The organism is Streptomyces sp. NBC_01537, assembly GCF_045040445.1.
Lineage (GTDB): Bacteria > Actinomycetota > Actinomycetes > Streptomycetales > Streptomycetaceae > Actinacidiphila.
In genome coordinates, this window is sequence record NZ_CP109392.1 from 2,967,325 (window position 1) to 2,983,174 (window position 15,850).

Sequence of the window (15,850 nt, forward strand, 5' to 3'; positions counted from 1 at the left end):
ATCACTTGGGTGACAGTGGGCGTCGGCCGCCTTAAGGTTGACATAAGGCTGGCTTAAGGCGGCCGAAGGGTATTTCCCTTACCGGAACTTCGCCTTCCCCGGGCCGTCTTCGACAAAACTACGCATACCCGTACTCCGATCCTCCGTCGCGAACAGCCCGGCGAACAGCCCGCGTTCGATGGCCAGACCGGTGGTCAGGTCGGTCTCCAGGCCGGCGTCCACCGCTTCCTTGGCCGCCCGCAGGGCGACGGCGGGGCCGCGGGCGAGGCGCTCGGCCCAGGCGCGGGCTTCGGCGTAGACCTGGTCGGCGGGGACGACCTTGTCCACCAGGCCGATGGCCAGGGCCTCTTCGGCGCGGACGTGGCGGCCGGTGAAGATCAGGTCCTTGGCCTTGGAGGGCCCGACGAGGCGGGCGAGCCGCTGCGTGCCGCCGGCGCCGGGGATCAGGCCGAGCAGGATCTCGGGCTGGCCGAGCTTGGCGTTGTCGGCGGCGATCCGGATGTCGGCGCAGAGCGCGAGTTCGCAGCCGCCGCCGAGGGCGTAGCCGGTGATGGCGGCGACGACGGGCTTGGGGATGGCGGCGACGGCGGTGAAGGAGTCCTGCAGCGCCTTGCCCCGCACGGCCATGGCCTCGTAGTCCATGGCCTGCATTTCCTTGATGTCCGCGCCCGCCGCGAACACCTTCTCGCCGCCGTAGACGATGACGGCGCGTACGTCGTCCCTGCCGGCCGCTTCCTCGGCCACCGCCCGCAGGGCGTCCTGCGTGGCGATGTCCAGGGCGTTCATTGGCGGGCGGGCCAGGCGGATCGTGCCGACACCCTCGTCGACCTCAAGGTTCACTGTCATGGCCGACGAGGGTAGTCGTGAACGGGCGTTTACGCTGCGACGCAGATCTCAGCGCGCGTCACGAGGCGTCACGAGGCTGGCGTCACGAGGCCTTGGTCCAGTCGCTCCACGACATGTTCCAGCCGTTGAGGCCGTTGTACCAGGCCACGGTCTTGTCGTTGGAGTTCTTGACCTGGACGACATCGCCGATGATCGAGCTGTTGTAGAACCACGCCGCCGGGGTGGACGAGTTGCCCGCGCCCTTGACGTCGCGCAGCCCGACGCAGCCGTGGCTGACGTTGGCGTTGCCGAAGGTGGACGAGCTCGCCCAGTAGTTGCCGTGGACGAAGGTGCCGGAGGTCGTCAGGCGCATCGCGTGCGGCACGTCGGGGATGTCGTACTGGCCCTCGAAGCCGACCGTGTCGCCGTTCATCCGCTTCTCGGTGTACTTCTCGGTGATGACCATCTTGCCGTTGTACGTGGTCGTGCTCGGCGCGCCCGAGGTGATCGGGATGGTCCGGATCAGCTTGCCGCCGCGGTAGACCTTCATCGTGTGCGCGGCCGAGTCGACGATGCTGACCTGGCTGCGGCCGACGGTGAAGTGCACGTCCTTGGACTGCGTGCCGTACGTGCCGGAGGCGCCCTTGACGCCGTTGAGGCGCAGGCTGAGCGTGACCTTGGTGCCGGCGGCCCAGTACTCCTTGGGGCGGAAGTCGATCCGCTGGTTGCCGTACCAGTGGCCGACGACCTCGACCGAGGGGTCGGCGGTGACCTTGACGGCCTTTTCGATCGCCTTCTTGTCGGTGATCGCGTGGTTGAAGTTGAGCGAGACCTCCATGCCGGTGCCGACGGTCTGGCCGTTCTCCGGCGTGTAGTAGCCGACGAAGGTGGCCGCCGGGCGCACCGTGGTGAAGGTCGAGTGCTTGGTGGACTTCAGGCCCGAGCTGTCCTTGGCGACGGCGTCCACCGTGTACTTGGTGGAGGCGGCCAGGGTGCCGCTCGGCGCCCAGCCGGTGCCGTCGGTGGATATCGCGCCGTCGACCTTGTTGCCCTTGCCGTCCTTGACCACCACCGAGGTCAGCGTGCCCTTGGCCGCGCTGACCTTCAGGGCCCCGGTGGTCTCGACGCCGGAGGCGCCGTTCTTCGGCGTGACGCTGACGACGGCGGCCGGGCTGGGCGTGGCGGAGGCGCCGCCCTGGCCCGAGGCCTTGGTGTCGTTCTTGCCGTCACCGCCACTGCCCGTGCCGCTGTCGTTGTCGCTTCCCCCGCATGCTGTGGCCACCAGCATCATCGTTCCGACGACCAGGGCCAGAATGGTCTGTCTGGCTCCCGGCGTCGTCCGTATCGGCTTCAAGTGTTATCTCCCCATACCCACGCCAATTCTTGGGTCAGATAACCACACGAAGCTAGGAACACACCTCTGGGCCATGTCACCGTTCCGCACCAGTTGGATCAGCCCGGTGCCTGCCCGGAGATCATCCCGCCCGCCACTGCTGCCACGTGAGGTTCCAGCCGCCCAGCCCGTTGTCCGGAGAGACCGTGCGGTCATGGGAGTTGACGACCTCCACCACATCACCCACCAGCGAGTGGTCGAAGAGCCACCCGGCAGGTGTCTCCGCCCCGCCGCCCTTCACATCGAACAGGCCCACGCAGCCGTGGCTGGTGTTCTCCCGGCCGAAGACCGACCGCGCCGCCCAGTAGCTGCCGTGGACGAAGGTGCCGGACCGGGTGAGCCGCATCGCGTGCGGTACGTCCGGGATGTCGTACTCGCCGCCGAAGCCGACCGTGTCGCCGTTCATCCGGGTCAGCGGCAGCTTCTCGGAGATCACCATCCTGCCGTTGTACGTGGGGTTGGACGGCGCGCCCGCCGAGACCGGGAGCACCCGGTAGACCTGGCCGCCACGCCGCACCGTCATGGTGTGCGCTTCCGCGTCCACGATGTCCGTCTGGTCGCGGCCGATGGTGAAGCCCACGTCCTTGGACTGCGTCCCGTACACCCCGGGCGCGCCCTCGACATCGCGCAGCCGCAGGCTCAGGGTGACCCTGGTGCCGGGGGTCCAGTACGCGGCGGGGCGGAAGTCGAGGCGCTGGTTGCCGAACCAGTGCGGGGCGACCTCGACGGCGGGGGCGGAGGTGACCGAGATCGCGCGCTGGACGGCGGCGCGGTCGGTGACCGGGCGGTTGAAGGTCAGGGAGACGATCATGCCGGTGCCGACGGTGGAGCCGTCCTCGGGCGTGAAGTAGCCGATGAGGGCGTTCCGGGGGACGAACGTGGTGAAGACCACGTGCTTGGCGGCGGTGCGGCCGTCCGCGTCCACGGCGTAGGCGTCCACCGTGTACTTCGCCGACAGGGCGAGCCGCTTCGCGGTGGGCTTCCAGATCTGGCGGCCCGCGGAGATCGTGCCCTCGACCGGACGGCCCTCCTCGTCCTGGGCCCGTACGGAGGTGAGAGTGCCCTGGTCCACCTCGACGCCGAAGGGCGCGTCCGGGCTGACATTCCGGGCGCCGTCTCTCGGCGTGACCAGGATTCTCGCCTGGGAAACCGGCGGGGCGGAGGCGCTGCCTCCGCCGTCCCCCGCGCTCGCGCCCATGCCACACCCCGCCAGCAGGACCAGGCCCGCCCCCGCGCACGCGCTCAGGGCGCGCCTCACCGCATTCGTCACATCCGATCAACGACCGGACCGGCCCCTGGGAAACGTCCCGCACGGGAGCCGTCCACCCGCCCGGCCTGGAAGCTCAGCCCGAACACCAGGACTTTCATGTAAGAAGCTCGGGTAAAGGTGGAGTGGGACGGGATGTACGCGGAAGGGACACCGCGTGAACGACCGTCGGAGCCTCTGGAGGCGAGCACGTGTCGGAGACACGCGAGGACGAGGCCGTCACGACCCCGGCTGTGCCATGGCCGAACGGCAACCGTGCTGATCCCCTGATCCTGCCGCAACCACGGATGACGGCACCTTCTCCCGAGTCCGACGCCGGCCGTGCCGTCTGGCCCGGCAGCCCCACACCGCTGGGCGCCCGCTTCCACACCGGGCCCGACGGCCGGCCCGGCACCAACTTCGCGCTGTGGGCCGGCGGGGCCGAGTTCGTCGAGCTGTGCCTGTTCGGCGAGGACGGCGCCGAGGAGCGGCTCGAACTCACCGAGCTCACTCACGAGATCTGGCACGGCTTCGTCCCCGGCGTCCTGCCCGGCACCCGCTACGGCTACCGCGTGGACGGCCGCTGGGACCCCTGGACCGGCGCCCGCTGGAATCCGGCCAAGCTGCTGCTGGACCCGTACGCCCGCGCCGTGGACGGCGAGTTCACGCTGCCGCCCGAGGTCTACGGGCACGTACGGGACTGGCCCGACAACGACATCGCCGACACCGTCCGCGACAACCGCGACTCCGCGCCCTTCGTCCCCAAGGGCGTGGTCGTCGAGGACGGGGTGGGCTGGCCCGACGAGTGGATGAACGACCGCCGCCCCAAGACCCCCTGGGCCGACTCCGTCATCTACGAGCTGCACGTCCGCGGCTTCACCGCCCTCCACCCCGGCATCCCGGAGCGGCTGCGCGGCACCTACGCGGGCCTGGCCCACCCGGCCTCCGTCGAGCACCTGGTCAACCTCGGCATCACCGCAGTCGAGCTGCTCCCGGTGCACCAGTTCGCCCACGAGGACCACCTGCTGCGGCGCGGCATGCGCAACTACTGGGGGTACAACTCCGTCGGCTACTTCGCGCCGCACGCCGCGTACTCCGCCTCCGGCACCCGCGGCCAGCAGGTCAACGAGTTCCGGGGCATGGTCCGTGCCCTGCACGCCGCCGGTATAGAGGTCATCCTCGACGTCGTCTACAACCACACCGCCGAGGGCAGCGAATTCGGCCCCACCCTGTCCCTGCGCGGCATCGACAACCGCGGCTACTACCGCCTCCAGGACGACGCGAGGCGCTACGCCGACTACACCGGCTGCGGCAACACCCTCCACGTCGTCCAGCCGCACGTCCTGCGCCTGATCACCGACTCCCTGCGCTACTGGGTCACCGAGATGGGCGTCGACGGCTTCCGCTTCGACCTCGCCGCGGCGCTGGCCCGCTCCATGCACGACGTCGACATGCTCTCCCCCTTCCTCGCCGTCATCGCCCAGGACCCGGTGCTGCGCCGCGTCAAGCTGATCGCCGAGCCCTGGGACGTCGGCTCCGGCGGCTACCAGGTCGGCGCCTTCCCGCCCCTGTGGACCGAGTGGAACGACCGCTACCGCGACACCGTCCGCGACTTCTGGCGCGGCGCCCGGGCCGACGTACGCGACCTCGGCTACCGCCTCTCCGGCTCCAGCGACCTCTACGCCTGGGGCGGCCGGCGGCCGTACGCCTCCGTCAACTTCATCACCGCCCACGACGGCTTCACCCTGCGCGACCTGGTCTCCTACGAGCACAAGCACAACGAGGCCAACGGCGAGGACAACCGCGACGGCACCAACGACAACCGCTCCTGGAACTGCGGCCACGAGGGCGAGACCGACGACACCGACGTGACCGCCCTGCGCCGCCGCCAGCTCCGCAACCTCCTGTCCACCCTCCTGCTGTCCACCGGCGTCCCGATGCTCGTCGCCGGCGACGAGCTGGGCCGTACCCAGGGCGGCAACAACAACGCGTACTGCCAGGACAACGAGATCAGCTGGCTCGACTGGTCCCTCCTCGACCAGCCCGAATGGCGCTCCCTCCACGACCTCGTCGTCCGCCTCATCACCCTGCGCCGCGACCACCCCGTCCTGCGCCGCCGCGCCTTCTTCTCCGGCCGCGCCCAGTCCGCCCAGGGCCTCCTGCGCGACCTCGCCTGGTTCACCGCCGACGGCCACGAGATGACCGACGGCGACTGGCACTCCCCCAACGCCACCCTCGGCATGTACCTCTCCGGCTGCGACATCCCCCAACGCGACGCCCTGGGCCGCGAGATCATCGACGAGAGCTTCTTCGTCGTCCTGCACTCCGGCCATCTGCCGGTGTCCTTCACCCTCCCCGGGCTGCCCTGGGCGGAGGAGTACGAGCTGGTGCTCGACACGGCCCTGGAGGACCAGACCGGCCCGCCCGGGACCCGGGAGACGGCTGAGCAGGCAGTGGTGGTCGGCGGGCGGTCGGTGCGGGTGTACCAGGTGCGGGGCGCCTGACCGAAAATCCAGGTGAAGGCTGTCAGTGGTCACCCCTAGTCTCAGAACTGATGCCTGAGCCGACCACACAACCCGAGCCCGACCGTCCCCGATCAGCCGAATCACCCCGATCGCGCTCAGCCGTGCGCTCGCTGCTGCGCCTGTGGCCGTATGTGAGACCCGTACGGATGAGGCTGGTCGCCGCCACGGTGGTCGCCGTGGTGGCCGCGTGCATGGGGCTGCTGATCCCGCTCGCCCTGAAGTGGCTGGTGGACGGGCCGGTCGCGGACCAGGACCCGTCGGGGGTGTGGCTGGGCGGGGGGATCGTGCTGCTCCTCGGACTGGCGGAGGCGGTGCTGTTCGGGCTGCGGCGGTGGCTGGTGGCACGGCCGTTGGCGGGGGTCGAGGCGGGGATGCGGGCGGATCTGTACCGGCATCTGCAGCGGCTGCCGATCGCGTTCCACGACAGGTGGCCGTCGGGACAGCTGCTGTCGCGCGGCACGACGGATCTGCAGATCCTGCGGATGTTCCTGGCCTTCCCGCTGGTGTTCCTGCTGGTGAACACGGTCACGATCCTGATCGGCTTCGGCATCCTGTTCGACCAGGCGTGGACCCTCGGGCTGGTACTGCTGCTGCCGATCGTGCCGTTGGTGATCCTGTGCGCGGTCTTCGAGGGCCGGTACGCGGTCAAGTCGCGGCTGGCGCAGGACCAGGCCGGCGATCTGGCCACCGTCGTCGAGGAGTCGGTGCTGGGGGTGCGGATCATCAAGGCGTTCGGACGGCACCGCAGCCAGGAGCTGGCCTTCCACGGGCAGGCGGGGGAGCTGCGGGGCACCGAGCTGCGCAAGGCGGCGCTGCTGTCGGACATCTGGGCGCTGATCATGACGCTGCCGGAGTTCGCGATCGGGGCGGCGCTGGTGGTCGGCGTCATGCAGGTCGCGGACGGCGGGCTGTCGGCGGGCACGCTGGTCGCCTTCCTGACGACGGCACTGGCGCTGCGCTGGCCGGTGGAGTCCATGGGCTTTCTCATCGCCATCAGCAACGAGGCGGCCACCGCCGCCGACCGCTTCTTCGAGGCGATGGACGCGCCCGAGACGGACCCGGCGGGCCGGGACGCCGAACCGTCCCAGGACGGGCTTCGGTTCGAGGGCGTACGGTTCCGCTACCCGGACGCGCCACCGGACTCCCCCGACCTGCTGCACGGCATCGACCTGCATGTCCGCCCCGGCGAGACGATGGCCGTGGTCGGCGCCACCGGCTGCGGCAAGACCACGCTCACCGCGCTCGTCCCCCGGCTGCACAACATCACGGGCGGCCGCATCACCCTGGACGGCGCGGACATCGCGGCCCTGCCCCGGCAGCGGCTGCGCGAGCTGGTGGCGGTCGCCTTCGAGGAGCCGACGCTCTTCTCGGCGACGGTGCGGGAGAACGTGGCGATGGGCGCCGGGGTCGACGAGCCGACCGAGGCCGACATCCTGCGGGCCCTGGACATCGCCCAGTGCGGCTTCGTCCACGACCTCCCCCAGGGCCTCGACACCCAGGTCGGCGAGCAGGGCCTGAGCCTGTCCGGCGGCCAGCGCCAGCGGCTCGCCCTCGCCCGCGCGGTCGTCGGCCGCCCCGGCTTCCTGGTCCTGGACGACCCGCTGTCCGCGCTCGACGTCCATACGGAGGCCCTGGTGGAAGCCGCCCTGCGGGAGGTGCTTGCCGCAAGCACGGCGGTCGTGGTCGCGCACCGGCCCTCCACGGTCATGCTGGCCGACCGGGTGGCGCTGCTTGCGGAGGGGCGGATCACGGCGGTGGGCACGCACGGCGAGCTGCTGCGCGACAGCGCGGCTTACCGGCACCTGATGGCCGGTGCGGCATGACTGCGCCGGGGGTTGACTCCCCTACCTCGACCGGGCTCCGCCCGGACCCGCCAGGGGCTCCGCCCCTGGACCCCGGTCCTCAAACGCCGGACGGGCTGAATTTGGACGCGTTCTCGCAGGATCTGCTGCCCTCGCCCGAGGGCGCGTCGCGCGCCCTGCTCGGGTCGCTCCTCGCGCCGCACCGCGCAGCGGTCTGGCTGGCGAGCGTGCTGCTGCTCGTGCAGCAGGCTGCCGTGCAGGCGGGGCCGTTGCTGGTGGCGTATGCGATCGACCGGGCGATCCCGGCGCTGCGCGAGGGCCGGCATGGTCCGGTGGTGGCGGTGGGGATCGGGTATGTGGGGTGTGCGCTGGCGTCGGGGCTGTTGCAGCGGTGGTTCATCCGGGTGGCGGCGCTGATCAGCCAGGATGTGCTGCTGGATCTGCGCGGGCGGATGTTCCGGCATGCGCAGGCGCTGAGCCTGGACTTCCATGAGCGGTATACGTCGGGGCGGCTGATCTCGCGCGCGACCTCGGATGTGGAGTCGCTGCGGGAGCTGCTGAACGAGGGACTGCAGGAGCTGCTCGGCGTCGTGCTGTCGGCCGTGTACATCGCGGCGGTGCTGCTGTATCTGGACTGGGAGCTGGGCGCGGCGGCGCTGGTGTCGTTCGTGCCGCTGTACGGGATGATCCGGTCGTTCCGGAGGCGTTCGATGACCGTGTACGGGAGGCGGTCCACGGCGATCGCGGCCGTGATCGTGAAGTTCGCGGAGACGATGAACGGCATCCGGCCGGTGCAGGTCTTCCGGCGCGAGGGGAAGAACGACGCGGCGTTCGGGGCGCTGAACCGCACGCACGAGCGGGTGAACGGGGACGCGATCCTGGAGATGGCCCGGTATGTGGTGGGCTCGCGGCTGATCGCCAACACGGCGGTGGCCGGAATCGTGCTGTGGGGGGCGTACCGGGTGGCGGGCGGCGGGCTGGCGCTGGGGGTGCTGGCCGCGTCCGTGCTGTATCTGCGGCGGCTGTACGACCCGATCGACCGGCTGGGGATGATCCTGAACTCCTACCAGTCGGCGGCGGCTTCGCTGGAGAAGATCGCCGGCCTGCTGGCCCAGCGGCCGGCCGTCCCGGAACCGGCCGAGCCGCGCCCGCTGCCGGCGACGGCGGAGGGTGTGCCGGGCCGGGAGGTGGTCTTCGACGCGGTCCGCTTTGCGTACCGGACGGGCGGCGAGGTGCTGCCGCGCTTCGATCTGCGGCTGCCGGCCGGTCAGACGGTCGCGGTGGTGGGGGCGACGGGAGCGGGGAAGTCGACGCTGGCCAAGCTGCTGGCGCGGTTCTACGACCCGACGGGCGGCCGGGTGCTGCTGGACGGGGTGGATCTGCGCGAGCTGGCGCTGCCGGAGCTGCGACGGGGGACGGTGATGGTGACGCAGGAGGCGTTCCTGTTCTCGGGGACGGTCGCGGAGAACATCGCGATCGGGAAGCCGGACGCCTCGCGGGAGGAGATCGAGTACGCGGCGAAGGAGATCGGGGCACACGACTTCATCGCGGCGCTGCCGGATGGCTATGACACGGATGTGCGCAAGCGCGGTGGCCGGATCTCGGCGGGGCAGCGGCAGTTGGTGGCGTTCGCGCGGGCGCTGCTGGCCGATCCGGCGGTGCTGATCCTGGACGAGGCGACCTCGTCACTGGACGTGCCGGGCGAGCGGGCGGTGCAGCGAGCGATGCGTACGGTGCTCAGCGGCCGTACGGCGGTGATCATCGCGCACCGGCTGTCGACGGTCGAGATCGCGGACCGGGTGCTGGTGATGGACGCCGGGCGGGTGGTGGAGGACGGCACTCCGGCCGAACTCATCGCCGGTGAGGGCCGGTTCGCCGGGCTGCACCAGGCGTGGCGGGACAGCCTCGTATGAGGGAGCGGGCGAAGGGCCGGATGAAGCGCCTGCCGAAGATCGATGCGTACGCCGAGCCGGGCGATCCCGGGGACCGGGGCCCGGGGCGGTTCCTGTGGTGGCTGCTGGCCAGCCAGCCGCACCGGGCGGCGGGCGGGGCGATGTACGGCACTGTGTGGATGGTGCTGCTGACGCTGCCGCCGTACTTCATGTCGCGGGCGATCGACGACGGGCTGGTGCCGGGCCGCATGCCGGACGTACTGGGCTGGACGGCGGTCCTGCTGGCGGTGGGGGTGTTCAACGCCTGGGTGAGCATCATGCGGCACCGCACCATGACCCGGCTGCGGATGGACGCGCGCTTCCGGGTGGTCAAGGTCGTGATGCGGCACGCGGTGCGGCTGGGAGCGGCGCTGCCGCGCCAGGCGCAGGCCGGGGAGGTGGTGACGGTCGGGGTCAGCGATGTGCAGACCATCTCCGAGTCCCTGACCATGGTGGGCCCCGGAGTCGGCGCGGTGGTCGCGTATCTCGTGGTGGCCGGGGTGCTGACGGCGATCTCCGCGCCGCTGGCTGCCGTCATCCTGCTGGGCCTGCCGCTGATGGCGCTGCTTCTCGGACCGCTGCTGCGGCGGCTGCAGGGCACCGAAGGGGCGTACCGCGAGCGGCAGAGCGGGCTGACGGCCCGGATCGGGGACCTGGCAGGGGGCCTGCGGGTGCTCAACGGCCTGGGCGGCAAGGAGCTGTACGCGGACGGCTTCCGGCGGGCCTCGCGGGACCTGCGGGAACAGGGGTACCGGGTCGGGGCGGTGACCAGCTGGGTGCAGGCGCTGGGCACGGGCCTGCCGACGCTGTTCCTGGCCCTGGTGACCTGGCTGGCGGCGCGGCTGACGGCCCGGGGGGACATCACGGTGGGCCAACTGGTCTCGGTGTACGGCTATGTGGCGGTGCTGGTGGGGCCGGTGGCGTTCTTCATCGAGGGTTCCTACCAGCTCAATCGGGGCCTGGTGGCGGCCCGACGGGTCGTACGCTTCCTGACCCTGGAGCCCGCCGCCGATACCGGCACCCGGGACGCCCCCGGCGGGCAGGCCCCCTTCCACGACCCGGCGTCCGGGGTCGAGGTGGCACCGGGGCGGCTCACCGCCCTGGTCAGCGCCCGGCCCGCCGACTCCGCCGACATCGTGGACCGGTTCGGACGCTTCGGCGGATCGGCGGCCGCGTGGGGCGGCGTACGCCTGGACGAGATCGAGCTGCGCCATGTACGGGCCCGGGTGCTGGTCGCCGACAACGAAGCCGACCTGTTCGCCGGGACGTTGCGGGACATGGTGACCGGCCGCCGTGAGCACACCGATTCCGCGATCGCCCGGGCCCTGCACGCCGCCGTGGCGGAGGACATCGTCCAGGCGCTGCCGGACGGGCTGGACTCGCGCGTCGACGCCCAGGGCCGCAGCCTGTCCGGCGGCCAGCGGCAGCGCGTACGCCTGGCCCGGGCGCTGCTGGCCGACCCGGAGGTGCTGCTGGCGGTCGAGCCGACCTCGGCCCTGGACGCGCACACCGAGGCGGCGGTCGCGGCCCGGCTGCATACGTACCGCGAGGGCCGTACGACCGTCGTGACCGGTACCTCGCCACTGCTGCTGGAGCGGGCGGACGCCGTGTACTACCTGGTCGAGGGCAGGGCCGCCGCGGTCGGCACCCACCGCGAACTGCTGGACGCCGAGCCGGGATACCGGGCCCTGGTGGCCAGGGACTCCGATGTCGACGCCGAGGAGACCGTGGCATGACCGCCCTGCCGATCGCCGGACCGGCCGACGTGCGCCGGGCCGTGCTGCGCCTGATCCGCGCCGACGGCCGCACCTTCGCCACCCTCCTGGCCGTCAACTCCCTCTCGGCATGCACCGGGCTGGCCGGGCCGTGGCTGCTCGGCCGCATCATCGACGAGGTCCGGGCGGGCTCCGGGACCGGGGCGGTGGACCGGCTGGCGCTGGTCATCGTCGCCGGCGCGCTGGTCCAGCTGCTGCTGGCCCGATACGCCCGCTACATCGGTTTCCGCTTCGGCGAACGTATTCTGGCCGGCGTCCGCGAGCAGTTCGTCGACCGGGCTCTCGCACTGCCGGCCTCAGTGGTGGAACGAGCCGGGGCCGGTGATCTGACGGCCCGGGGCACCGGCGATGTCACGTCGATCGCGTCGAGCCTGCGCGATGTCGGGCCCACGATGTTCGTCTCGGCCGTGCAGTGCCTGTTCCTGTTCGGCGCGGTCTTCGTGATCGACCCGGTGCTCGGCGGCATCGGCCTGCTCGGCCTGATCGGCATCCGGTACGCACTGCGCTGGTACCTGCGGCGCGCCCGGGACGCGTATCTCGCCGAGGGCGCCACCAACTCCGAGGTCGCCGGGATCCTGGCGGCCACAGCCGCCGGGGCGCGTACCGTCGAGGCCTTCGGCCTGCAGGAACAGCGGCTGGCGGCGAGCGGGGACGCCATCGAGGAGAGCCGGCGCAAGCGGTTCGCCACGCTGGCGCTGCGGAGCGTGTTCTTCCCGGCCGTGGAGATCTCGTATCTCGTCCCGGTGACCGGCGTGCTCGTCGTGGGGGCTCTCCTGCACGCCCACGGCGCGGTCAGCGTGGGCGCGGTGGCCGCCGCCGCGCTGTACCTGCGGCAGGTCGCCGAGCCGCTGGACCAGATCCTGATGTACTTCGAGCAACTCCAGTCCAGCAGCGCCTCCTTCGCCCGCATCGAGGGCCTGGCCGCGGCCCCGCGCGCCTCCTCGGCGGCCTCCCCGGTGCCGGACGGCGACCTCATCGAGGTCTCCGGTGTCCGCTACGCCTACGACGACGGCGCCGGCCCGGAAGTCCTGCACGGCATCGACCTGACCGTCCGCCCCGGCGAACGCCTCGCCGTCGTCGGCCCGTCCGGCGCCGGCAAGTCCACGCTCAGCCGGCTGCTCGCCGGCATCGACGCCCCGGTGTCCGGGTCCGTCACGGTCGGCGGCGTCCCCGTCTGCGACCTCGGCCCCGAGCAACTGCGCCGCCACGTCGTCCTGGTCACCCAGGAACACCACGTCTTCCTCGGCACCCTGCGCGACAACCTGCTCATCGCCGCTCCCTCCGCCACCGACCCCGAGCTCCTCGCCGCCCTCGCCACCGTCGGCGCCGACTGGGCCACCGACCTCGACTCCTCCCCCAGCCTCGACGGCTCCCAGGCCCAGCAACTTGCCCTCGCCCGCGTCGTCCTGGCCGACCCCCACACGCTCATCCTCGACGAGGCCACGGCTCTGCTCGATCCCCGTACCGCCCGCCACACCGAGCGCGCGCTGGTCTCCGTACTGGCGGGGCGCACCGTCATCGCCATCGCCCACCGGCTGCACACCGCGCACGACGCGGACCGGGTCGCCGTCATGGAGGGCGGCCGGCTGACGGAACTCGGCACGCACGACGCGCTCGTGGCGGCGGGTGGGGCGTACGCGGCGCTGTGGCATTCCTGGCACGGCGACCCGACGGTCTGAGCCGATTTCAGCCCGGTTCCACGGGCGTGTCACCGCCGCAAATTTTGCGTACGGTTTGCGCCACCCATGCGGCCCCTATGCAGGGGCTTTGCGACAGAGGGATAACCCTCAAGTCTTCCTCGGGCCAATGACATGTACGGGTAAAGAGTGGCAGCCTTCAGCCAGCTATCGCACAGGACTCGAACAGCAGCGCCATAGCAATTGGTCATTCCCCCCGCACGGCTCAACTCCACCGTCACAGTCGTAGGAGTACGAGAGTGAGACGATCCCCCCGCAAGGCTGTCGCAGCCGCATCGCTGGTTGCCTCCGCCGCATTCCTGGCCGTCGGCCTCCCGTCGACCGCCGCCAACGCGAAGCCCGCCCCCCACCTCAGTCCCCTCCGCGCAGGCGCCACGCAGGCACAGCTCTCCCCCGCCCAGCGCACCGCGCTGATCAAGGCCGCCGACGCCAAGACCGGCGTCACCGCCAAGTCGCTGGCCCTGGGCGCCAAGGAGAAGCTGGTCGTCAAGGACGTCGTCAAGGACGGCGACGGCACCGTCCACACCCGCTACGAGCGCACCTACGCCGGACTCCCGGTGCTCGGTGGCGACCTCGTCGTGCACACGCCGCTCGACACGGGCACGTACAGCACGACGTACAACAACAACCGGCACACGGTCTCGGTCCCCACGACCACCGCCACTGTCGCCGTGGCCACCGCCAAGACCAAGGCGATAGCCGCCGCCAAGGCCGCCGACGCCGTCCACCCGGCCGTCAAGAACGCCCGCAAGGTCGTCTGGGCCGCCACCGGCACTCCCAAGCTCGCCTGGGAGACCATCGTCAGCGGTCTCCAGGACGACGGCACGCCGAGTCAGCTGCACGTCATCACCGATGCCGCCACCGGCGCGAAGCTCTCCCAGTTCGAGGGCATCGAGACCAGCACCGGCAACAGCCAGTACAGCGGCACCGTCAACCTCTCCACCACGCTGTCCGGGTCGACGTACCAGCTGTACGACACCACGCGCGGCGGCCACAAGACGTACAGCCTCAGCAACGGCACGTCCGGCACCGGCACCCTGATGACCGACGCGGACGACGTGTGGGGCACCGGCTCCGGCTCCAACACCCAGACCGCCGGTGTGGACGCCGCCTACGGCGCCCAGACGACCTGGGACTTCTACAAGAACACCTTCGGCCGGAGCGGCATCAAGAACGACGGCGTCGCCGCCTACTCCCGCGTCCACTACAGCACCGCGTACGTCAACGCGTTCTGGGACGACTCCTGCTTCTGCATGACCTACGGCGACGGCGCGAGCAGCACCCACGCCCTCACCTCGCTCGACGTCGCGGGCCACGAGATGAGCCACGGCGTCACCTCCAACACCGCGGGCCTGAACTACACCGGTGAGTCCGGCGGCCTCAACGAGGCCACCTCCGACATCTTCGGCACCGGCGTCGAGTTCTACGCCGCCAACAGCAGCGACGTCGGTGACTACCTCATCGGCGAGAAGATCGACATCAACGGCGACGGCACCCCGCTGCGCTACATGGACGAGCCCGACAAGGACGGCGGCTCCGCCGACAGCTGGTACTCCGGCGTCGGCAACCTGGACGTCCACTACTCCTCGGGCCCGGCGAACCACATGTTCTACCTGCTCTCCGAGGGCAGCGGCTCCAAGACCATCAACGGCGTCACCTACAACAGCCCGACCTCCGACGGCGTCGCCGTCGCCGGCATCGGCCGGGCCGCGGCGCTGCAGATCTGGTACAAGGCGCTCACCACCTACATGACGAGCACCACCAACTACGCCGGTGCCCGCACCGCCGCGCTGTCGGCCGCCTCGTCGCTGTACGGCGCCAGCTCCGCCCAGTACGCCGGTGTCGGCAACGCCTTCGCCGGTATCAACGTCGGTGCCCACATCACCGTCCCGACCTCGGGCGTGACCGTCACCAACCCGGGCAGCCAGTCCGCCACCGTCGGCACTGCGGTCAGCCTGTCGATCACGGCCAGCAGCACCAACAGCGGCTCGCTGACCTACGCCGCCACCGGCCTGCCCACCGGCCTGTCGATCAGCTCCTCGACCGGCGCGATCACCGGCACCCCGACCACGGCGGGCAGCTACAGCACCACCGTCACGGTCACCGACAGCACCGGCGCCACCGGCACGGCCGCCTTCACCTGGACGGTCACCGCCGCCGGCAGCAGCACCTGCACCTCGGCGCAACTGCTGGGCAACGCGGGCTTCGAGTCCGGGGCCACCACCTGGACCGCGTCCAGCGGCGTCATCACCAGCTCCACCAGCCAGGCGGCCCGTACCGGCTCGTACAAGGCCTGGCTCGACGGCTACGGATCGACGCACACGGACACCCTGTCCCAGTCGGTGACGATCCCGAGCGGCTGCACCGGCACCACCTTCACCTTCTACATCCACATCGACTCGGCAGAGACCACCACCAGCACCGCGTACGACAAGCTGACGGTCACCGCCGGATCCACCACCCTGGCCACCTACTCCAACCTGAACAAGGCCACCGGGTACGTCCAGAAGTCCTTCAGCCTCTCGGCCTTCGCCGGGACGACCGTCGCCCTGAAGTTCAGCGGCGTCGAGGACTCCTCGCTCCAGACCAGCTTCGTCATCGACGACACGGCGGTCACCACGTCGTAAGGGTCGTAAACACCTGGTAGCGACGTAGA

Annotated in this window: 9 protein-coding genes; 6 read left to right on the top strand and 3 right to left on the bottom strand. The window is 71.0% G+C overall.

The features are described from left to right. Window positions 1–78: 78 nt before the first annotated feature. From OG607_RS13600 to OG607_RS13610, 3 genes are all read right to left on the bottom strand, one after another. Window positions 79–846: an enoyl-CoA hydratase/isomerase family protein gene (locus OG607_RS13600; protein WP_405722951.1), complete on the bottom strand. Its 768-nt coding sequence runs from the start codon at window positions 844–846 to the stop codon at window positions 79–81. Between the two features lie 82 nt (window positions 847–928). Beyond that, window positions 929–2,116 (bottom strand): Ig-like domain-containing protein, encoded by a 1,188-nt coding sequence (locus tag OG607_RS13605; protein WP_405736742.1) that lies wholly within the window; start codon window positions 2,114–2,116, stop codon window positions 929–931. A gap of 184 nt (window positions 2,117–2,300) precedes the next feature. Next, on the bottom strand, window positions 2,301–3,416 hold the full coding sequence (locus tag OG607_RS13610) for an Ig-like domain-containing protein (protein WP_405736745.1): 1,116 nt from the start codon (window positions 3,414–3,416) through the stop codon (window positions 2,301–2,303). A 356-nt stretch (window positions 3,417–3,772) separates the two neighbouring features. Between OG607_RS13610 and glgX the strand changes: the two genes are divergently transcribed. The 6 genes from glgX to OG607_RS13640 all read left to right on the top strand — a co-directional run bounded on the left by glgX (window position 3,773) and on the right by OG607_RS13640 (window position 15,821). After that, entirely contained in the window at window positions 3,773–5,968 is a 2,196-nt protein-coding gene (gene glgX, locus OG607_RS13615; RefSeq protein ID WP_405736747.1) for a glycogen debranching protein GlgX, read from the top strand. Between the two features lie 50 nt (window positions 5,969–6,018). Then, the gene (locus tag OG607_RS13620; protein ID WP_405722953.1) at window positions 6,019–7,812 is read left to right on the top strand and encodes an ABC transporter ATP-binding protein; all 1,794 of its coding nucleotides are present in this window, start codon (window positions 6,019–6,021) and stop codon (window positions 7,810–7,812) included. Continuing rightward, a complete protein-coding gene (locus tag OG607_RS13625) occupies window positions 7,809–9,704 on the top strand; it encodes an ABC transporter ATP-binding protein (protein WP_405722954.1) in 1,896 nt (631 codons plus the stop codon). Before OG607_RS13620 ends, OG607_RS13625 begins: the two co-directional genes overlap by 4 nt. Continuing rightward, entirely contained in the window at window positions 9,701–11,458 is a 1,758-nt protein-coding gene (locus tag OG607_RS13630; protein ID WP_405722956.1) for an ABC transporter transmembrane domain-containing protein, read from the top strand. Before OG607_RS13625 ends, OG607_RS13630 begins: the two co-directional genes overlap by 4 nt. Beyond that, complete coding sequence (locus tag OG607_RS13635; protein ID WP_405722959.1) at window positions 11,455–13,176, top strand: ABC transporter ATP-binding protein; 1,722 nt, start codon at window positions 11,455–11,457, stop codon at window positions 13,174–13,176. Before OG607_RS13630 ends, OG607_RS13635 begins: the two co-directional genes overlap by 4 nt. A 257-nt stretch (window positions 13,177–13,433) precedes the next feature. Then, window positions 13,434–15,821: a M4 family metallopeptidase gene (locus OG607_RS13640; protein ID WP_405722962.1), complete on the top strand. Its 2,388-nt coding sequence runs from the start codon at window positions 13,434–13,436 to the stop codon at window positions 15,819–15,821. Window positions 15,822–15,850: the final 29 nt, after the last annotated feature.

Coding starts and splice junctions, on each gene's coding strand:
- OG607_RS13600 (WP_405722951.1), bottom strand. CDS start 846: ATGACAGTGAACCTTGAGGTCGACGAGGGTGTCGGCACGATCCGCCTG.
- OG607_RS13605 (WP_405736742.1), bottom strand. CDS start 2,116: ATGATGCTGGTGGCCACAGCATGCGGGGGAAGCGACAACGACAGCGGC.
- OG607_RS13610 (WP_405736745.1), bottom strand. CDS start 3,416: ATGGGCGCGAGCGCGGGGGACGGCGGAGGCAGCGCCTCCGCCCCGCCG.
- glgX (WP_405736747.1), top strand. CDS start 3,773: ATGACGGCACCTTCTCCCGAGTCCGACGCCGGCCGTGCCGTCTGGCCC.
- OG607_RS13620 (WP_405722953.1), top strand. CDS start 6,019: ATGCCTGAGCCGACCACACAACCCGAGCCCGACCGTCCCCGATCAGCC.
- OG607_RS13625 (WP_405722954.1), top strand. CDS start 7,809: ATGACTGCGCCGGGGGTTGACTCCCCTACCTCGACCGGGCTCCGCCCG.
- OG607_RS13630 (WP_405722956.1), top strand. CDS start 9,701: ATGAGGGAGCGGGCGAAGGGCCGGATGAAGCGCCTGCCGAAGATCGAT.
- OG607_RS13635 (WP_405722959.1), top strand. CDS start 11,455: ATGACCGCCCTGCCGATCGCCGGACCGGCCGACGTGCGCCGGGCCGTG.